The following is an 18,298-nucleotide window of genomic DNA, read 5'->3' as shown; positions in this document are numbered from 1 at the left end:
GGATCAGTAAAGCTTCGTTTCCGGCGTATAGCCTTCAATATTATCTTTTACACGCTGCAAAAAGCGTCCACATATCACACCGTCAAGAATCCGGTGATCCAGCGACAGACAGATGTTCGCCATAGAACGCACGGCAATCATGTCGTTGATGACAACGGGCTTTTTCACGATGGATTCAAAGGTCAGGATTGCTGCCTGCGGATAGTTAATTATTGGATAAGACAAAATCGAACCAAATGAGCCGGTATTGTTGACCGTAAAGGTTCCACCTTGCATATCGTCGATACGCAGCTTGCCCTCCCGTGTCTTCTGAGCCAGTTCATCAATTTCGCGAGCCAGACCAGCGATATTCTTCTGATCGGCCTTCTTAATGACCGGAGTCATTACGGAGTCTTCCGTGCCGACGGCCAGCGAGATGTTAATATCGCGCTTCACGATGATTTTGTTAACGGCCCAGACCGAGTTCATGATCGGATAATCCTTAATTGCACTAACCACTGCTTTCATCATAAACGCCAGATAAGTCAGATTGATACCTTCCTTGCGCTTGAAATCATCCTTTAGCTTGTTGCGCAGAGCCACGAGATTGGTGACATCCACTTCAATCATGGTCCAAGCATGTGGAATTTCTGACACACTCTGGCGCATTCTGGTCGCAATGGTATTGCGGATCGGTGTGACATCAATCAAGTATTCGGAAGCGCCATTTTGTGCCCCTTCAATTTCAACCGACGGAATGCGCGGAGATTCACTCAGATGCAGTCCAGAATGGCGGACTGGCTCATGCGATGCGGATGAACCTTCTGCTATCGGCGGTGCAAATGGAACTGTAGGTGTTGGCGCCTGTGCGTACGTTGGTGCTTGTGCAGGAGTAGGAGCTGGTGCTTGTGCTTGTGGTGCATTTTGCCCAGCAGTAGCGGCACCTCCAGCTTCCAAATACGACAGCACATCTTTGCGGGTGATGCGTCCGCCCATCCCTGTACCAGTAACCGCAGTCAAATCAATGTTATGCTCCGCTGCCAGCGTCTGAACAGCTGGAGAATAGCGGGCACGCATCGGAGCATCCGCAGATGAAGCAGAAAGCGCAGGTCTGCTAGCAGTCGGAGCCACTGGTGCCGGTACTCCCGCAGCAGCTATAGGTTGTGAAGCAGCGCTAGCCGCGGCTGAAGCCGCTTCAGAAGGCGATACAGGTACAGCAATACGACAAATCACTTCGCCTACGCTAATCGTCTGGCCTTCCTCAGCCAGAAGCTCGCCCATAATTCCATCAACAGTGGATGGCAGCTCAGCGTTTACTTTATCCGTAATAAGTTCACACAACGGCTCATACTGCTCCACCGGATCGCCCGGTTTCTTCAGCCATTTGCCGATGGTTGCCGACACAAGCGATTCCGCGAGCTGGGGCATAACCACGTCGGTCAACTTTTGATTGTCAGACATAATTTCACTCCTTAAAAGTTTTACGGAGGTATACTTCTTGGATTACTCCGCAGTAAAACTTAGCTTCGGAAGCATACACTTAGTTTTACGGAGCCATGCTTCCTGGGGCTACTCCGCAGTAAAACTTGCTTCGGAAGCATACTCTTAGTTTTACGGAGGTATACTCCCTGGGGCTACTCCGCAGTAAAACTCGCTTCGAAAGCATTCGCTCCGCAAAGACTAATAAATGTTAGTATTGCGCCAGGCGAAGCATCTCCGCCTTCACTTTATCCTTGCTAAGCATGAAGAATTTCTCCATTGGCGGGCTGATTGGCATGGCAGGTACATCGGGACCACAGAGTCTGAAGATTGGCGCATCCAGGTCGAACAGGCAATGCTCGGCAATAATGGCTGCAACCTCGCCGCCTACACCGCCAAATTTATTGTCTTCATGGACGATCAGCACTTTGCCCGTTTGACGAACTGCTGCGATAATCGCAGCGGTATCAAGTGGCTGCAACGTGCGCAGATCAAGGATATGCGCTGTGATACCCTCCTCACGTTCCAGCTCTTCCGCTGCCTGCATGGCAAAATGCATTGGGAGGCTATAGCCGATAACCGTAATATCGCTACCTTCGCGCAGCAGGTTCGCTTCGCCGATCGGCACTGTGTAGTCACCCTCAGGAACGTCCCCTTTGATCAGCTTGTAGCATTTCTTATGTTCGAAGAACAATACCGGATCAGGGTCACGTACAGCGGCCTTCAGCAGTCCTTTGGCATCATAGGCCGAATAAGGAGCTACAATCTTCAGGCCTGGTGTACCGAAGAAAATGGATTCAGCACACTGTGAATGGTACAACCCCCCGAAGATACCGCCGCCGATAGGCGCACGGATCACCAATGGACAGTCCCAATCATTATTGGAACGGTAACGGATTTTAGCCGCTTCACTAATAATTTGGTTGGTGGCTGGCAGCATGAAATCCGAATACTGCATCTCAGCAATCGGCTTCATACCATACATGGCTGCACCGATGGCAACCCCGGCAATCGCGGATTCCGCAAGTGGTGTATCCAGCACACGCTCTTCGCCGAACTGTTCCTGAAGGCCCTTGGTCGTCGTGAACACGCCGCCCTTCACGCCTACATCCTCACCCAGTACGAACACGGAGTCATCGCGCTCCATCTCTTCCTTCATCGCCAGCCGAATAGCGTCAATATATTCCATCATAGCCATCGCTTATACCCCTCCTTGTGACTGGGAATCGCTGTACACATGCAGCAGCGTTTCTTCCGGTTTCGGGAACGGTGCATTGTCGGCGTATTCAATAGCTTCTTTCAGCTCCAGATTGTACTCTGCAACGAGATCGCGTTCCTGCTCCTCACTCCACAGTCCCAGAGCTGTCAAATAATCGCGGAAACGGGCTACGCCGTCCTTTTTCCAGTTCTCGTCAACCTCTTCCTTCGTCCGGTAAGCCAGATCGTTGTCAGAAGTCGAGTGTGGTCCGAGACGATACATCATCGCTTCAATCAAGGTAGGACCTTCACCCGCCAGCGCACGTTCGCGGGCTTCCTTCACCACTCGATATACTTCCAGCGGATCGTTACCGTCAACACGAATACCCGGGAATCCGTAACCTAGCGCGCGGTCGCTGACCTTCCCGCCAAGCTGGCGGTGGGCTGGAATGGAGATGGCGTACTGGTTGTTCTCGCACATAATAATAACCGGAAGCTTGTTGACCCCAGCAAAGTTGCACGCTTCATGAAAATCCCCCTGGTTACTGGAGCCTTCACCAAAGGTAACAAAAGAAACAAACGGCTTCTTCTGCATCTTGGCAGCCAGCGCAAAGCCAACCGCATGTGGTACCTGAGTCGTTACCGGACTTGAGCCGGTCACGATCCGCAGGCGTTTGCTGCCGAAATGACCCGGCATCTGCCGGCCACCGCTATTGGGGTCTTCCGCTTTAGCGAAGACAGACAACATCAATTCACGCACCGTCATCCCCACTGAGAGCACGAAAGCATAGTCACGGTAATATGGCAAAAAATAATCGTTCTGCCGGTCTAGTGCAAAAGCGGCTGCAACCTGAGCCGCCTCCTGGCCGATACCAGAGACATGGAAGTTAATCTTCCCGGCGCGCTGCAACAGCAGGCTGCGCTCATCGTATTTGCGAGAGAGCTGCATATATCTGTACATATCAATGACCTGGCCGTCGCTGAGTCCAAGCTGCTTATGTCGGTTAACCGTTTCTACAGTACCTTGCAATTCCATAAGTGAGGTACCTCCTAAAGTTTGGTAAGCGCAACTTCTTTCAGCTCCTTCATACGAAACGGCTTTGGAAGCATACGCTTGTTCATGTAGCCTCAAATCTTAGACTGTTTCAGGACCACCTATACCCTGATCTTAAAACCAGGTACTAAGACTTGGCTTGAGTCTATTATAATCCCAACTTACTCAAAAAGAAAAGCCGGAAATAAACGTTTGACAGCCCTTTTGAAGCCGTTTGGGCAGCAGAACCCGTTCTCTGCTGTCCCTCAAGTCCCTCGCAGCCCATTTTACAAGCCAATTGCTTTACCATCCACTGCCAACATGGCTTCGCCCACGATCTCCGACAACGTCGGATGCGCATGGATCGCCTCGCCGACTTCCCATGGCGTCGCATCCAGCAGCTGGGCCAGCGCCGCTTCCCCGATCAGATCGGTCACATGTGGCCCGATCATCTGCACACCCAGAATGTCACGGCTGCTGCGATCAGTCACAACCTTTACGAACCCGTCTTGCAGGCCATATACAATAGCTTTGCCAATGGCCGAGAAAGGAAACTTGCCAGTGACAACATCATGCCCTAAAGCCTTAGCTTCCTTTTCCGTATAACCGACACTTGCAACCTCAGGCCGTGTGTACACACAGCGGGGAACAAGGTGGGGATGATACGGATGAAGCAGCTCCCCGGCTAGATGATTCACGGCCCGGATGCCTTCATGGCTTGCCGCATGGGCCAGCTGCAATCCGCCAATGCAGTCACCGATCGCATAGATATGCGGTTCGCTAGTTTGCATGTTGGCGTTGACGGAGATAACACCCTTCTCTACGCGGATGTCTGTGTTCTCTAGACCAATATTCTCCACATTGGCTACCCGTCCTACGGATACGAGCAGCTTCTCTGCTGTCAGAACCTGCCGCTGCTCACCTTTAGTTGCTTCGATGGACAGCGTATCCCCGCTGCTGCTAAAGCTCTCTTCATCTACAGTCGTACCTGTCAGAATCTTAACGCCTCTTTTCTTCAGAAGGCGCTGCAGTTCACGTGCCACTTCCTCATCTTCCTGCGGCAGAAGCTGGTTTGCGGCTTCCACCACTGTCACGTCCACACCGAAATCAGCAAGCATGGAAGCCCACTCTACACCAATAACTCCACCGCCGACGATGATCATCGAAGCAGGAAGCTCTTCCAGCGTCAAGGCTTCTTCACTGCTGAGGATCATCTTGCCGTCAGGCTGAAGTCCTGGCAGAACACGCGGACGGGAACCGGTAGCGATAATGAGATGCTCTGAGACAACGGTCTCCATCTCGCCATCTTCCAGCTCCACCGCCACGGCACCACTGCGTGGAGAAAAAATAGAAGGGCCAGTGACGCGCCCTTTCCCTTTGATGACTTGTATTTTATTTTTGCGCATCAGATACTGTACGCCTTGATGAAGTTGATCGACTACGGATTCCTTACGCTGCTGTACTTTTGGGAATACAAGCTTTACGCCATTAGTCTCAATGCCGTAGCTTTCGCTCTCCTGTATTTCCGCGTACACCTCGGCGCTGCGCAAGAGCGACTTGCTTGGAATACAGCCACGATGCAGGCACGTTCCGCCCAGTTTGTCCATTTCGATGACGACAACAGATTTCCCCAATTGTGCAGCACGGATTGCGGCCACATAACCCCCGGTTCCCCCACCTAGCACTGCCACGTCGCATGAAATTGTCATGATATGTATCCTCCAGTCATTACACTTAGCTTTGAATGTTAATCTACTACATTGTACTCCCTTTTTAGCCTATTACAAAATGTATATTCGTCATATGTCAATGGACTTTTACAGATTGAAGCGTTATCATAATGTTGAAGCTATAGTGCCTAGAAGGGTAGGAGACACTTATGAGACTGCTCATTTCACGCTTTATTGCCATCCTTATCCTTGTAATTCCCGGCCTTGTCGCCATGAAGGGCTTTCTCATGATGAAGGATGATATCTTCGACTATTACTCCATGCATGGAGATGATAGCGTCACTCCGGTATTCGCCTGGCTTCATTTTGGCGGGGGACTGGTACTGTTCGCAGCAGGCATGACTTTCCTCGGCGGCTGGATTCTCACCCGTGACCGCAAACGCAATTACGTCGGCCCCCGTTTTCGGGAGAAGCAGAAGGCTGAAGAAACAACACCGTGAAAAAATAGTTAACCAGCCCAACTAACAGCATTTTTGAATTTTAAATGTCTTAAGCATATTACAAGCGAAATTAGATACTCACACAAGATCAGGTGTTTTTCTACTAGTGAGGTAGGGCTTTAGTACGCAAATCTCCCCCCTTACAAGTTGTCTTACCAGTGAAAAATGGTCTACCGCTCAATTAAGTGCATTTTTGTATCTTATTCCTCTTCAATTTAGAGAAAAGAAGGAAATAGGTGCATTTTTGTATCTTAATTTTCAAAAAAGTATGCTGAACGGGGGTTTCTGGAAGATTTAAAGTACAATATTGCCCTTAATTCCCACTAAGTCTTAGCTGCAGACGATTTAAGGTACAAAAATGCCGTTAATTGCAGTTCGCTAGTCTCTCTTCGTAAATCACACTTCGTAAATCATTATTTCAATGTGTTCCACATATTTGTTTTCTCAAAAAACTCCCAAACGTTAGCACATCAAATAAGAGGCTCCCCTGACTGCGCAAATGCGCCTTCGGAGAGCCTCTTTTGTTGTTATATATGACGAGCTTGAGATACGACTTAATATCCCAACGTAAGACTCGGTCGGCCCTACGGTGAATGTTTGGACTTCCGCTCGCCGTTATCCCCAGATCAGTTAGCTGCTACTTTACGGTTTGGACTTCCGGTCGCCGTTGTCACCAGATCAGTTAGCTCCTACTTTACGGTTTGGACTTCCGGTCGCCGTTGTCACCAGATCAGTTAGCTCCTACTTTACGGTTTGGACTTCCGCTCGCCGTTATCCCCAGAACAGTTAGCTGCTACTTTACGGTTTGGACTTCTAGCCGCTGATCCCCAGGTCAGTTAACAGCTGCTTTACGCTGACCCTGCACCAGATCCTGGTACAGTCCCTCTTCTTGCAGCAGCTTCTCGTGAGAACCTTGCTGGATCAACCTGCCGCCCCGCAAGACAAGAATACGGTCCGCTGCACGAATCGTGTTCAAGCGGTGGGCGATGACAAAGCTGGTTCTGCCCTTCATCAGCGCCTGCAAGCCTTCCTGAATTTTGACCTCTGTCACCGTATCGATGCTGCTCGTCGCTTCATCCAGGATAAGCATGGCCGGGTCGGCCAGAATGGCTCTCGCAATCGCCAGCAGTTGCTTCTGGCCTTGACTGATTCCACTGCCATCTGCAGACAGCATCCGGTCATAACCGCCAGGCATCCGCATGATGAAGGAATGTGCATTGGCCAGCTTCGCTGCCTGCTCGACTTCCTCGTCGGTAGCATCCAGCTTACCGTAGCGGATATTGTCCCGGATGCTGCCCTTGAACAGGAAGGAATCCTGCAAAACAAAAGCCATGTGCCCGCGCAGACTCTCGCGCTTGATCGAGGTGATATCCCTGCCGTCTATCATAATCCGGCCTTCGCTCGGATCGTAGAAGCGGGATAACAGGCCGATTAGCGTTGTTTTTCCAGCACCTGTCGGCCCCACCAAGGCAATCATCTCGCCGGGCTTCGCCTCGAAGCTGATATTCTGCAGCGTATCACCTTCTCCATCATAGGAAAAAGCCACCTCGCTGAATTGAACGGCCCCTGCTACATGCTCCAGTGCGATAGCCGCTCCTTCATCGCTGGCCTCAGTCTCCTCGTCCAGCACCTCAAATACCCGTTCAGCCCCAGCCACTGCGGACAGCAGCGTATTCCACTGGTTTGCCAAATCGTTAAGCGGCCGGGTGAATTGGCGGGTGTATTCCACAAATACGAGAATGACACCAACCGAGATGGAGCCATGGATCGCCAGCAATCCGCCGACTCCGGCGACAATCGCGAAGCTCAGGTTGTTGAGCCCGTTCATCAGCTTCGGAATGAAACCGGAGATCGACTGTGCCCAATACCCCGAGAGCATGATCCGGTTATTCCGTTCACGGAAGCCCTGGATCACTCTTGTTTCCTGGGAGAAGGCCTTAATGATCCGTTGGCCGGACAAGGTTTCTTCGATGTAGCCGTTCAGCTCACCCATATTGCGCTGCCGTTCCTTGAAGAGCGGGCCTGTGCGCCGCGTGATCCAGCGCATGCCAAACAACATCAATGGCACCACAATGAACGTCAACAGGGTCAGCAGCGGGCTGAGCCACAGCATGACGGCCACTGTCCCCACCAGTGTAAGCACGCTGGAGAAAATCTGGATCGCCGAACTGTTCAGCGTAGAGCTGACATTCTCGATATCATTAGTCAGACGGCTCATAATCTCACCCTGCTGTCTGCGGTTAAAGAACGAGATCGGCAGCCTGTGGAGATAAGCGAATAGTTCGGTTCGCATCCGATAGATCGTCTCCTGCGCCACCTCGATCATCCAGATATTTTGCAGCCAAGAGGTTAGTGAATAGAGGATATATACTAGCGACAGTGCGCCGAGGAAGATTCCCCAGGACCGGCCTCCTGCGCCTTCCAGATAATCGTCCACCGCCATCCCGATCATGTAAGGACCTAGCAGCGACAATCCCGAGCTGAGGATCACCATGAACAACACCAGTCCCAGCTTGGCTTTGCGCACAGCAAGGTAGCTCCAGAGCCGTTTCAGCGTACCGGACCAGTCCTTGGCTTTACCCTTGGGCTTGCGTCCGGAAGGTGTTCCGAATCCGCTCCCCGCCCCTAGCTCGATGTCCGGCTTCGGATGGCGGAACGCCTCAAGTAAGGCTTTCAACATGTTGCTCCGCCTCCCCTGTCTGTGATTCAAGAATGGTCCGGTACAGCTTCGAACTGGCCATCAGCTCAGCATGTGAACCGCGCCCAATCAAACGACCTTCATCCAATAGCAGAATCAAATCTGCAGATACTGTAGAGCTGATCTTCTGAGTAATCAGGAATGTTGTACAGGACATTTCCTTCAAAGCCTGAAGCAGCAAGCCTTCGGTCACCGCGTCCAGCGCACTTGTGCTATCATCAAGAATCAGTATGGCCGGCTTGCGGACAAGTGCCCGAGCAATCGTCAGCCGCTGCTTCTGACCACCGGACAGATTAACGCCCCGTTGTCCCAGCAGCGTATCGTACCCCTTCGGCAGATTAGCAATCGTCTCATGAATCTGGGCTGCCGCCGCCGCCTGCTCAATCTCCTTCTGAGTGGCATGCTCATTGCCCCAGGCGATGTTCTCCCGCACCGTGCCACTGAAGAGCAGCACTTCCTGTGGAACATAACCGATAGCGCCGCGAAGCTTATTGAGATCCAGTTTGGCGGAGTTCACTCCATCCACTGTGATCATCCCGCCACTCTCTTCATAGAGACGGGGGATCAGTCCAACGAGCGAGGATTTTCCGGAACCGGTAGCGCCCATAATAGCCACTCGTTGCCCTGGCTGCACCGCAAAGGACACATCCTCCAGCACAGCGATCTCGCTGCCAGGATAGCGGAAGCTCACTCCGTCGAAAACAACACTGCCCTTGATTGCTGCAGCGGAATCATTAGCATTCCCTGGGTTTGGTGTCGCATGTGATAAAAAGCCCAACGCTCCTGCCGTCCCGTCCGAAGCCGGGTTGCCGGCGGCCATGACCTCCCCAATCCGCTGTGAGGACGCGCGGGCGCGGGAGAAGGTCACCACAATCCAAGACAGTGCGGATAATGCTCCGATCGTCCGCAGTGAATAATTGATAACTGCAACTGTCTCTCCCAAGGTGGCACTTCCTGTAGAAATATCCACACGCCCGAACCATAGAACAGCCACAATTGCAGCATTTACAATCAATAGAATGAAGGGCATCGTAGTCTCTGTGAGACGAAGTGCAGATATCGTTGTTTTCATCAAATTGCCGCTAAAGTTAGCAAAACGGCCAATCTCATGGCCCATCCGTACAAAGACCCGAATCAGGCGAATACCTGTCAGATTTTCCTGAATGACACTGTTTACGCCGTCAAGCCGGTTCTGAACCTTACGGAACAGCGCCGAGGCTTTTTTCATCACCCAATATAAAAAAACGATCAGAATGGGCAACGTTACTGCCAACAGCAGGCCCAGCTTAAAATGCACGACCAGCGCCATAATCACACTGCCCAATACTACGAGCGGAACCCGGGTCATGAAACGCAGGCTCATGAACACCGTATCCTGTAGCTGGGACACATCAACGGTCAGACGGGTAATCAGCGACGAGGTGGCAAAGCGGTTAAACACTTCATACGTGAAGCCTTGTACCTTCTCATACAACCGATCCCGCAGATCGAAGGCAAAGCTCTGACTGGCATGTGAAGCAAGAAAAGAACTAAGTACACCAGCTATAAATGCCAGGACTGCGCTACCAATGAGCACTCCACCCCATAGCCACACCACCGATGCCTTCTGCTCCCTGATTCCGTCATCAATAATTTTGGAAATCAGGAGGGGCTGGGACAATTCCACAGCTAGCTCAATGACCATCATGACCAGTGCAGCAATGGAGGCAACTCTGTATTTTTTGAGAAAAGAAAAAATTATGTCCATAAGCATTTCCTCCGTAATATTCCATTACCCGTTATTCTGCTTATTCATACAATGCTTCCCGCAAGCGGGTAGACATCGTGGATGACTGGCCTGTTTTCAAAATCACCCGTCTCAATGCCTTGTTACTACGATTACTCTCGACCAGATCACCTAGCATCTCTTCCAAAAGACGCTTAGCCGCCTCGGATAAATCCCCGCTCGCTTCGAGTGCCGCTATCCGTTCCTTGTAGTCATCGTATTGCTCAGCCATGCCATTCCCTCCCTTCTTCACACGCTAGAATCCGTGCCTGATATACGAACTCATGTTTCACAGCAATAGAATTAATTATAGCATATCCTGTCAGAATGATCTTTACGACAACCTGAGCGCAAGAAGACTGTAGAACGCATTATTGACACTGGCTTCTCCGGGGCTGAATATGATACTCTGTTAAGGTCGCAATTTTCGGGATCATAATCAAGCGGGTACCAACGAAAGGATAGATGGACGTGGCACAGTTGTTTTTTAGATACGGGGCAATGAACAGTGGAAAATCCATAGAGATATTGAAAGTCGCACATAACTACGAGGAGCAGGGAAAATCGGTGCTGATGTTTACGCCCTCCATTGATGACCGGGACGAAGTGGGCTATATCACCTCACGCATCGGACTTCGTAAACAAGCCATTCCGATTGATGATAACACCGATATCTTCGGGATTGTCAGCAGAAATCTGCCCAAGCCCCACTGTGTATTGATTGACGAATGCCAGTTTTTGAATAAGGACAGCATTTTGCAGCTTGTGCGGATTGTCGATGAGCTGGATATTCCGGTGATGGCGTTCGGGCTCAAAAATGATTTTCAGAACAACCTCTTCGAAGGTAGTAAATATATGCTGATCTATGCGGACAAAATCGAGGAGATGAAGACGATCTGCTGGTTCTGTGAACGCAAAGCAACCATGGCCCTCCGCGTAGAGAACGGTAAACCCGTCTACAGCGGCAAGCAGATTCTGATCGGCGGCAATGAAGCATACTATCCCGTGTGCCGCAGATGCCACAAGAATCCCCCCTTGTAACGATAAAAGCATTCCGAACCGGTTCATCGGTTGGAATGCTTTTTTTAATCAAAGTCAGCGTATTCCCTGCAGTGCCCTGTGCTCATCTTCCTTCCGGACATACAGCTCGTATTTAGGATTGGGTCGTCCTCCGGCCCTAGTGCGCTGGTTCAAGCCTGCGCTTCCCCCATCAATCTTGGAACGATGCGGTATACCTTCAGCAAGCAGATGATTCTTAACCTTGAGATATTGCATTTGATCGAATGTGGTGTACAGCAAGAAGCGTTCCCTCGGAATAAAGAAATCCAGTATGCTACGCAACAAACTCAATGTTAATCCTCCTCGTCTCTATCAAATACATTTTTAAGAATTTTTTGCCGGAAAGTGTCATTTATCGTTGTTGTATTTTAGCATATTCTGTATACTGTTTGGTAGATTAAGGATTTATTAGTCTGATCACCGGGAGTGTCGGTATGTTGGATTTTGTGCTTTTTATGTTTTTTTCTGTTATAGAGAGTTCTACATTATTCTATTTCGCATTTAAGGTTTTTAAAATTGATTTGTATGTAAAAGAAATTATATTCGCAGGCTTTATCATGGCCTTTTTCTCTTATACTATTCGAATTGTATATGGTTTGGCTGAAATTGATATTTTAGTACAATACTTATTAGTTTTTTGCTTTTTGTGGCAATTATTTCGTATTCATATCTTCTATGCCGCAATCATGACAGGTATGGCTTATCAAACCTATATGCTTATTCAATCCCTTGTTTATTTAGTCCTGAATAGAACATTCATTACTACACTTCACATCCCTACCAATTCCTTAAGAATATATTTCCTACAATGCTTATCCGCCCTTTTAGTTTTTTCTATAGCTTTTTATATAGGTAAGAGAAGAAAAGGTTTTGATTTTGTTCCTGATAAACCCGATGGAAAAATAAATATAAGTCACAGTGAAAAGATACTGTTTGCTTTGTCGTTCCCCTCTATTACTGTAGTCGTTCTAATGCTTTACCTTTTCAATAGTTCATCTCCATACTTTCGTTTGATGCCGCTGTTCTATGCAATCATTCTATACGGTTATTTATATCTCTCAAGAAAAAAGAATTTTGGAGATACGATATGAATAAATTAGCTTACAAAATTGCCAGTTTGATAAAACATACCAATCCAGAAGAAACATCCTCTATTGAAGTCATGCAATATGCTTTAAATATTATTTTGAATACTATGGTGATTTTTCTCGGTACTTTGATGCTGGGCTGGTTACTGGGTAACTTAAATGAATCCATAATCTTTATACTATGCTTTTCTTCATTACGATTTCTCTCTGGCGGGTTTCATCTTAAAACGGCAACAGCCTGCAATATTGTCACGATTTTACTATGTACTCTAACTCCTTATTTGATCACCCTTGAAAGCAACCTAGTTTGGATCATCAACAGTATAAGCTTGCTAATCATGTTTTTGTTCGCACCAAACCCGGACAAAAATGCCCAAATACAGCCTCAGTGGTATCCCATGCTAAAAAAATTCTCAATAATCTTGGTTTCTATGAACTTCTTCATTGGCTCTGCTGTTATCGGACTTGCTTTCTTAGCCCAGTCCTTAACAATAATACCTTGGAAAAGGAGGATAAAATCATGAAGAAAACTGCAGCTAAACTCGCCTCTTCAACGCTTTCCGGATCTGCCCGTTTTTTTGCATCCGTCTTGAAGATTGGACTACACAGTCCAGAAGCTCCAAAAGAACTGCGGAAGTAGTCGAACAAGGATGGGGAAAACATGCGTGTCTTGCTAAATGACGGTTCCTCCCAGGAAGTCCTGGAGGAAGAAATATTGTATTTCTCCAATTACAAAAATACGATATTCGTCCATACGAAAGAAGGCGAATTTGTTCTCCCCACCACGCTTTCCGATCTTTTCGCCGCTTACGGTAGCAAGGGCTTTGAACGTCTGGATCGCAGCAATGTCGTGAACATCAACAATATTGACGGTTATGATTCCGAACGGAAGATCGTTTTTTTCAATCAAGGGGAGCATTTCACTAACGTCTCGGAATCAAACGAAGCCCGAATCAAAAAGTATCTGTATGACCGCAACAAAACACGGGATTAAAAACAAAAACGGCGACTCTGTTCTCCTTAAGGGATAGGTCGTCGTTTTGTTTCTTCGAATACATATTTTACACAAAAAGTTAATTATCGCTTAAAGTCTATAATAAGTAAAGATAAATTCGCAGTGCGAATGGCAGGAGACGGATTCAATTCCAAATGGTACCATTTATATCGGGATCCAGATCCTATTCTTACTACTCTTTGGAGGAATCCTATGGATTATCATTTTCATCCCATTCCGCGTCCTTCATCACTCGAGATGCTATCCGATGAACAATTGGTAGATATCTATGAACTCGCGATCGAAGCCAAGGCCTCTCCAGAATTTATCGATATTATTGAAAATATCCTGAGCCGCAGAAACCTTCTTTATACGTGTAAACACAAATCGTAAGGTCGCTGAAGTCTAGAAGCAGTATATTCCCTTCACCAGTCGTCTTAACCGTGAAAAAGAGGGGCGACTTTCCAACTAACAGCATTTTTGTACCTTATTTTCCTTGAATATAGTCATATGAGGGAAATAAGGGCATTATTGTATCTTATTTTCAGGAAAAGCGCGCTGAACGGGGTATTTTGGAAAATTTAAGGTACAATATTGCACTTAATCTCCACTTAACCCTTAGCATCAGAAGATTTAAGGTACGAAAATGCCGTTAATTACACTTTGATACTTAAGTAGCACACGTATGATCTGGGTTCAAGCTTCGTCACTGCTGCCACCGACAGTTATTTAAGAACAACAATTCGTTGTTCAGCAGACCTGAAATAAAAAAAACAGGCACCCCCACTCGGGCAATGCCTGGTTTCTTTTTAAATCATATTGCTCACTGAAATACTATTCAACAATCTCTGTCTTAAAGACGTTGTCTAATTTGACGCCAATTCTTTTCTTCAAAGGGACTTTAACATCTCGACCCAGCTCTTTAAAGAAGGTATCTGCATCACAGTTAACGTTCTTAGCCAACGCAGTCAGCACACCATCTCCAACGATGTTTGTGTTGCTCTCCGCAGGTATGTCTACTTCAATATCATACTTTTTAGTTAGAGTTCTGATATATCTCGTAAAGATCTCCAGCAGTTCCTCGTTGTTAAAGTATTCAATGGCTGCCTTTCCTTTGCTGGTGAATTTCATGGTAATCTTCAATAGCGTATCCCCTTTTCTCTTCCCCATTGGTAATGTATGCTCTGATTCAACTTAAAATAGATGGCTGTAAGAAAGGGCAACAGATTCATTTCTTTCAGTACGATCCTATCTCTAATCATAACACATCAGACACAGGGATGGTAAAGGGTTCGCTCAGAGAAGATTTTATCCAAATATTACATGAGCTTTGCCCCGTCCAAATTCTTCGGCTTGCTTGCCATTTAGAAAGGAAATTTGATAACGACCACTAATAAGATTATTATTCCAACAATCACCGATATTAATCCCCGGTTATCTTTTCTTCTTGTATAAAAGTGTGCCCCATTAAAGATCACCGCACCACACATCGTTACCATCGACCATGTACGCATGGCTTGATCAGCGCGATTATTATCATTAATTAATAAATACAGAGCCAGTGCAATGGTCGCTAATGAAAACAGAATACCGAGAATTCTTAAAAGGTACTTCAAACTTCGTCCTCCCTCCATAACATTAGAAACCCCACCCTAAAGTATATTGAACTTGGGACTTTATATAAACAATTTTCAAAATACGGAGACTGGGTGATACACAACTAACGAGTGATTACGGTTCTACGGAGCCTCTTTTCCGCTGTGCATAGACTTTTTTGGCACTGGTCATAATAGGAAAGAAATGTGCACCGGAGAGAAGGTTCTGTTCATGCAGAGGAAATCGTCTGCCTTTATGCATCACAAAAATGAGTCTCAAGACATGCCTGAATATGCGAAAATTCCGATCTATACAGAGATTGATTCCAATACAGACCGTATCCGTCTTGATTTAGGAGAAAGCGATGACGTTGTTATTCGCATGGTTTGTTATGAACATACGGAAAAAGCAGCGGCGGCGATCATTTATGTGGATGGAATGTCAGATTCGGCTATCATTAATCAATATCTAACAGATGTACTAATCGGAAATATGAGAGGCATTAGCTTACCTAATAATGAGACCACTAAGGACCATGACGATGGCCCGGCCTTGTTAGCCAGAGAGCTTCTGATCGGCATAGGTTCGATTCAAACCGTGACAGAATTCGGCTCCTTGTATAAAAGTTTGCTGTCTGGTGAGGCCATTATTGTGCTGGATGGCTCTGATTTTGCCTATTGTGCCGATATCCGGCAATGGAAGGGTCGTGAAATCGGGGAGTCCAGTAATCAGACATCGATACGCGGACCGAGAGAAAGCTTTAACGAGACGCTGCGTACTAATACTGCATTGGTAAGAAGAAAAATCAAAGATCCCCGACTTTGGTTGGAGACGTACGCTATCGGATCTGTGACACAAACCGATGTTACGATGATGTACATTAACGGCGTTGCCAAGCCTTCTGTCATTGAAATGACCAGATCACGTTTACAATCCATTGAGATCGACAGCATCCTTGACAGCGGCTATATTGAGGAATTGATAGAGGACGGCAAATACTCACTGTTTCCCACCGTTTATAATACGGAGCTTCCAGATAACGTCGCCGCCCAATTACTGGAAGGGAAAGTCGCCATTCTGGTGGACGGAACACCCAATGCGCTGCTTGTCCCTACCCAGATGATCACCTTCTTTCAATCCCCGGAGGATTATTACCAGCGGTCCGTCTATGCGAGCTTGCTGCGCCTTTTACGGTTCATTGGCTTCTTCATTTCCCTGCTATTCCCGTCCCTTTATATAGCCATTACGACGTTTCACCGTGACATGCTTCCGGCTCCCCTACTAATCAGTCTGGCCGCGCAGCGTGAGGGCGTACCTTTTCCCGCGTTTGTCGAAGCAACTATTATGGAAGTGACCTTCGAGATATTGCGTGAAGCCGGCCTGCGTATGCCCAAGGCCACCGGACAAGCGGTATCCGTGGTCGGTACGCTTGTCATTGGTCAAGCTGCTGTAGAAGCCGGGATTGTGTCCGCCGCAATGGTAATTGTCGTTGCGGTCACAGCGATCTCCACATTCACAATTCCCGCATACAGCATGTCGATTCCGATCCGAATTTTGCGATTTCTTTTCATGGTTGTTGCCGCCAGCTTTGGTCTGCTTGGTATATTTATGGCCATCTTCGTATTACTGCTCCATCTTTGTGCGCTTCGTTCCTTTGGAGAGCCCTACCTGTCGCCCATTTCCCCCTACCGGGAAGTAGAAATGCAGGACTCCCTGCTGCGGATGCCAAGGTGGCTAATGTTCAGACGTTCTGAAACTACGGTGGGAAGAGGCAAGGAAAGGTTACGTAAACATGGATAAATTTAAAGTCACCATTATAAAATTAATGATCGTTATGCTCTGTTTCCTCTCGTTGACCGGCTGCTGGAGCAGACGCGAGCTGAACGAACTACTGATTGTGCTTGGAATCGGGTTTGACTGGGTAGATGATGAATTTCTTGTCTCCTTCCAGGTGGTCAACCCAAGTGAAATATCTGCGCAAAAAAGAGGTGGGGATCGTCCGCCAACCACCTTGTTTCAAGGCAGGGGTAAAACATTGCTAGAAGCCGCCCGTTTCTTGACGGCAGAGGCGCCACGTAAAGTGTATATGGGACATCTGCAATTCTATGTCATCGGGGAGGAACTTGCGAAAAGAGGGATCAGCGATTTCGTAGATAATGCGCTTCGTGACAATGAACATCGCATGGATTTTAATGTGGTAGTTGCGCGTGAAACAAAGGCGGAGAATATTCTGAAGCTATATACCCCGCTTGAGAAACTTCCTACCTACAGCATGCTTCATTCTCTAGAGACATCGGAGAAGAATTGGGCACCTACAGTATCTGTTACGATGGATGACGTGATGAAGAGATTATCCAGTAACGGTGTTGATTTGACTTTGACCGGAATCAAGCTGATCGGCAATCTGCAACAGGCCGAAGCAAAAAGCAACCTTGAAACATTTCTCCCACACAGTCGTTTTCGGTACAACGGTATCGCAGCGTTCAAAGGGGATAAGTTGATCGGATGGTTGAACCAGCAGGAGAGCAAGGGTTATACCGACATTACCAATAAATTGGAGAGTACCTCTATTGAAATTCCATGTGGCCCAACTTTCTACACAGGAATTGAAGTCACCTCCTCCAAATCGAAAGTAGAGTCCAAAATTATCGACGGAATACCGGAGATGACGATATCTATACGATCCGAAGGAAGTATCAATCAAAAATCATGTCGTGATATTAATTTGATGGACCCTGATACCATTACCCAATTGCAGAATCAGGCTGTTGAAATCATCCGCAGCAATGCTGAAGCTGCAGTCCATCGTTCCAAGACAATGAAATCCGATTTTTTGGGCTTCGGAGAAGTCATTGCCAAGAGCCATCCCCACTACTGGGATACCATCAAAGAAAGCTGGATTGAAGATTTCTTATCTAAGACCAAAGTCCGTTACAAAATCGAAATGTTAATACGCAAAACCGGAACAACCGGCAATACGACCCTGGAATCATGAGTAAGGGAGGGAGACTATGGCTTCAGTCATTGGGGTGCTAGCATTGGCTGTGGTGGCCCTCGGACTGGAAATACCGGGACTACTGCATAGAAAACGGAAGTGGGAGCTTGTCGTATTTCTTGTACTACTGTTTACAGGAACGGCAATATATATAGCTCTGGTATTGGACGCCCCGCTCCCCAATCTACTTCAGCTTGTGAAAATCAACTTCTCGTAGCTATTCCAGCGCTGTACGGGAGAAAGGA

General features: G+C 47.7%; 19 protein-coding genes. 9 read left to right on the top strand and 10 right to left on the bottom strand.

Annotated elements, in window-relative coordinates:
* Positions 1-3: 3 nt before the first annotated feature.
* The 4 genes from HPT30_RS20040 to lpdA form a co-directional block, all read right to left on the bottom strand.
* Positions 4-1,440 carry a dihydrolipoamide acetyltransferase family protein gene (locus HPT30_RS20040; RefSeq protein ID WP_175373094.1) on the bottom strand — a complete coding sequence of 479 codons (1,437 nt, stop codon included), beginning with the start codon at positions 1,438-1,440 and terminating at the stop codon, positions 4-6.
* 229 nt (positions 1,441-1,669) lie between these two features.
* A complete protein-coding gene (locus HPT30_RS20035) occupies positions 1,670-2,656 on the bottom strand; it encodes an alpha-ketoacid dehydrogenase subunit beta (RefSeq protein WP_175373093.1) in 987 nt (328 codons plus the stop codon).
* Positions 2,657-2,659: 3 nt separating this feature from the next.
* The gene (locus HPT30_RS20030) at positions 2,660-3,691 is read right to left on the bottom strand and encodes a thiamine pyrophosphate-dependent dehydrogenase E1 component subunit alpha (protein WP_175373092.1); all 1,032 of its coding nucleotides are present in this window, start codon (positions 3,689-3,691) and stop codon (positions 2,660-2,662) included.
* Between the two features lie 284 nt (positions 3,692-3,975).
* Positions 3,976-5,397, bottom strand: a complete 1,422-nt coding sequence (gene lpdA / locus HPT30_RS20025) for a dihydrolipoyl dehydrogenase (protein WP_175373091.1) — start codon at positions 5,395-5,397, stop codon at positions 3,976-3,978.
* A 170-nt stretch (positions 5,398-5,567) separates the two neighbouring features.
* Here lpdA and HPT30_RS20020 point away from each other — a divergent pair, with 170 nt between their 5' ends.
* Complete coding sequence (locus tag HPT30_RS20020; RefSeq protein ID WP_175373090.1) at positions 5,568-5,858, top strand: DUF2627 domain-containing protein; 291 nt, start codon at positions 5,568-5,570, stop codon at positions 5,856-5,858.
* Positions 5,859-6,690: 832 nt separating this feature from the next.
* Here HPT30_RS20020 and HPT30_RS20015 read toward each other — a convergent pair.
* Genes HPT30_RS20015 through HPT30_RS20005 form a run of 3 tightly spaced genes read right to left on the bottom strand, consistent with a single transcriptional unit; the run spans position 6,691 to position 10,553 of the window.
* Complete coding sequence (locus HPT30_RS20015; protein ID WP_175373089.1) at positions 6,691-8,538, bottom strand: ABC transporter ATP-binding protein; 1,848 nt, start codon at positions 8,536-8,538, stop codon at positions 6,691-6,693.
* Positions 8,519-10,303: an ABC transporter ATP-binding protein gene (locus HPT30_RS20010; protein ID WP_175373088.1), complete on the bottom strand. Its 1,785-nt coding sequence runs from the start codon at positions 10,301-10,303 to the stop codon at positions 8,519-8,521. The genes HPT30_RS20015 and HPT30_RS20010 overlap by 20 nt, the downstream gene beginning before the upstream one ends.
* A 40-nt stretch (positions 10,304-10,343) precedes the next feature.
* Positions 10,344-10,553, bottom strand: coding sequence for a hypothetical protein (locus tag HPT30_RS20005; RefSeq protein WP_175373087.1), 210 nt, complete (start codon positions 10,551-10,553; stop codon positions 10,344-10,346).
* 239 nt (positions 10,554-10,792) lie between these two features.
* On the opposite strand from HPT30_RS20005, the gene HPT30_RS20000 reads away from it, so the two are divergent.
* Positions 10,793-11,362 (top strand): thymidine kinase, encoded by a 570-nt coding sequence (locus HPT30_RS20000; protein ID WP_175373086.1) that lies wholly within the window; start codon positions 10,793-10,795, stop codon positions 11,360-11,362.
* 54 nt (positions 11,363-11,416) lie between these two features.
* Here HPT30_RS20000 and HPT30_RS19995 read toward each other — a convergent pair whose 3' ends face one another.
* Positions 11,417-11,671: a putative signal transducing protein gene (locus HPT30_RS19995; protein ID WP_175373085.1), complete on the bottom strand. Its 255-nt coding sequence runs from the start codon at positions 11,669-11,671 to the stop codon at positions 11,417-11,419.
* Between the two features lie 143 nt (positions 11,672-11,814).
* On the opposite strand from HPT30_RS19995, the gene HPT30_RS19990 reads away from it, so the two are divergent.
* The 4 genes from HPT30_RS19990 to HPT30_RS19975 all read left to right on the top strand — a co-directional run bounded on the left by HPT30_RS19990 (position 11,815) and on the right by HPT30_RS19975 (position 13,855).
* A complete protein-coding gene (locus HPT30_RS19990) occupies positions 11,815-12,471 on the top strand; it encodes a hypothetical protein (protein ID WP_175373084.1) in 657 nt (218 codons plus the stop codon).
* Positions 12,468-12,992, top strand: a complete 525-nt coding sequence (locus HPT30_RS19985; RefSeq protein ID WP_175373083.1) for an accessory gene regulator ArgB-like protein — start codon at positions 12,468-12,470, stop codon at positions 12,990-12,992. The genes HPT30_RS19990 and HPT30_RS19985 overlap by 4 nt, the downstream gene beginning before the upstream one ends.
* A 137-nt stretch (positions 12,993-13,129) precedes the next feature.
* Positions 13,130-13,462 (top strand): LytTR family DNA-binding domain-containing protein, encoded by a 333-nt coding sequence (locus tag HPT30_RS19980; RefSeq protein ID WP_175373082.1) that lies wholly within the window; start codon positions 13,130-13,132, stop codon positions 13,460-13,462.
* 213 nt (positions 13,463-13,675) lie between these two features.
* The gene (locus HPT30_RS19975) at positions 13,676-13,855 is read left to right on the top strand and encodes a sporulation histidine kinase inhibitor Sda (RefSeq protein ID WP_175373081.1); all 180 of its coding nucleotides are present in this window, start codon (positions 13,676-13,678) and stop codon (positions 13,853-13,855) included.
* A 441-nt stretch (positions 13,856-14,296) separates the two neighbouring features.
* Here HPT30_RS19975 and HPT30_RS19970 read toward each other — a convergent pair whose 3' ends face one another.
* A complete protein-coding gene (locus HPT30_RS19970) occupies positions 14,297-14,605 on the bottom strand; it encodes a hypothetical protein (RefSeq protein ID WP_066363626.1) in 309 nt (102 codons plus the stop codon).
* Positions 14,606-14,826: 221 nt separating this feature from the next.
* On the bottom strand, positions 14,827-15,078 hold the full coding sequence (locus HPT30_RS19965; RefSeq protein WP_175373080.1) for a hypothetical protein: 252 nt from the start codon (positions 15,076-15,078) through the stop codon (positions 14,827-14,829).
* 211 nt (positions 15,079-15,289) lie between these two features.
* On the opposite strand from HPT30_RS19965, the gene HPT30_RS19960 reads away from it, so the two are divergent.
* The 3 genes from HPT30_RS19960 to HPT30_RS19950 are packed head-to-tail and all read left to right on the top strand — an operon-like array spanning position 15,290 to position 18,270.
* The gene (locus tag HPT30_RS19960) at positions 15,290-16,858 is read left to right on the top strand and encodes a spore germination protein (RefSeq protein ID WP_175373079.1); all 1,569 of its coding nucleotides are present in this window, start codon (positions 15,290-15,292) and stop codon (positions 16,856-16,858) included.
* Positions 16,851-18,053, top strand: coding sequence for a Ger(x)C family spore germination protein (locus HPT30_RS19955; RefSeq protein WP_246317291.1), 1,203 nt, complete (start codon positions 16,851-16,853; stop codon positions 18,051-18,053). The genes HPT30_RS19960 and HPT30_RS19955 overlap by 8 nt, the downstream gene beginning before the upstream one ends.
* 16 nt (positions 18,054-18,069) lie before the next feature.
* Positions 18,070-18,270 carry a hypothetical protein gene (locus tag HPT30_RS19950; protein ID WP_175373078.1) on the top strand — a complete coding sequence of 67 codons (201 nt, stop codon included), beginning with the start codon at positions 18,070-18,072 and terminating at the stop codon, positions 18,268-18,270.
* The last annotated feature ends 28 nt before the right edge of the window (positions 18,271-18,298 follow it).

Origin of the sequence: Paenibacillus agri, from assembly GCF_013359945.1 — a bacterium.
Taxonomy (GTDB): domain Bacteria; phylum Bacillota; class Bacilli; order Paenibacillales; family Paenibacillaceae; genus Paenibacillus_AQ; species Paenibacillus_AQ agri.
The sequence above is the reverse complement of the archived record's forward strand: the minus strand, read 5'-3'. Positions and strand labels throughout refer to the sequence as shown.

What these genes read in the sequence shown, in the direction of transcription:
- HPT30_RS20040 (WP_175373094.1), bottom strand. Translation starts at nt 1,440, where the DNA reads ATGTCTGACAATCAAAAGTTGACCGACGTGGTTATGCCCCAGCTCGCG.
- HPT30_RS20035 (WP_175373093.1), bottom strand. Translation starts at nt 2,656, where the DNA reads ATGGCTATGATGGAATATATTGACGCTATTCGGCTGGCGATGAAGGAA.
- HPT30_RS20030 (WP_175373092.1), bottom strand. Translation starts at nt 3,691, where the DNA reads ATGGAATTGCAAGGTACTGTAGAAACGGTTAACCGACATAAGCAGCTT.
- lpdA (WP_175373091.1), bottom strand. Translation starts at nt 5,397, where the DNA reads ATGACAATTTCATGCGACGTGGCAGTGCTAGGTGGGGGAACCGGGGGT.
- HPT30_RS20020 (WP_175373090.1), top strand. Translation starts at nt 5,568, where the DNA reads ATGAGACTGCTCATTTCACGCTTTATTGCCATCCTTATCCTTGTAATT.
- HPT30_RS20015 (WP_175373089.1), bottom strand. Translation starts at nt 8,538, where the DNA reads ATGTTGAAAGCCTTACTTGAGGCGTTCCGCCATCCGAAGCCGGACATC.
- HPT30_RS20010 (WP_175373088.1), bottom strand. Translation starts at nt 10,303, where the DNA reads ATGGACATAATTTTTTCTTTTCTCAAAAAATACAGAGTTGCCTCCATT.
- HPT30_RS20005 (WP_175373087.1), bottom strand. Translation starts at nt 10,553, where the DNA reads ATGGCTGAGCAATACGATGACTACAAGGAACGGATAGCGGCACTCGAA.
- HPT30_RS19990 (WP_175373084.1), top strand. Translation starts at nt 11,815, where the DNA reads ATGTTGGATTTTGTGCTTTTTATGTTTTTTTCTGTTATAGAGAGTTCT.
- HPT30_RS19985 (WP_175373083.1), top strand. Translation starts at nt 12,468, where the DNA reads ATGAATAAATTAGCTTACAAAATTGCCAGTTTGATAAAACATACCAAT.
- HPT30_RS19980 (WP_175373082.1), top strand. Translation starts at nt 13,130, where the DNA reads ATGCGTGTCTTGCTAAATGACGGTTCCTCCCAGGAAGTCCTGGAGGAA.
- HPT30_RS19975 (WP_175373081.1), top strand. Translation starts at nt 13,676, where the DNA reads ATGGATTATCATTTTCATCCCATTCCGCGTCCTTCATCACTCGAGATG.
- HPT30_RS19960 (WP_175373079.1), top strand. Translation starts at nt 15,290, where the DNA reads ATGCAGAGGAAATCGTCTGCCTTTATGCATCACAAAAATGAGTCTCAA.
- HPT30_RS19955 (WP_246317291.1), top strand. Translation starts at nt 16,851, where the DNA reads ATGGATAAATTTAAAGTCACCATTATAAAATTAATGATCGTTATGCTC.
- HPT30_RS19950 (WP_175373078.1), top strand. Translation starts at nt 18,070, where the DNA reads ATGGCTTCAGTCATTGGGGTGCTAGCATTGGCTGTGGTGGCCCTCGGA.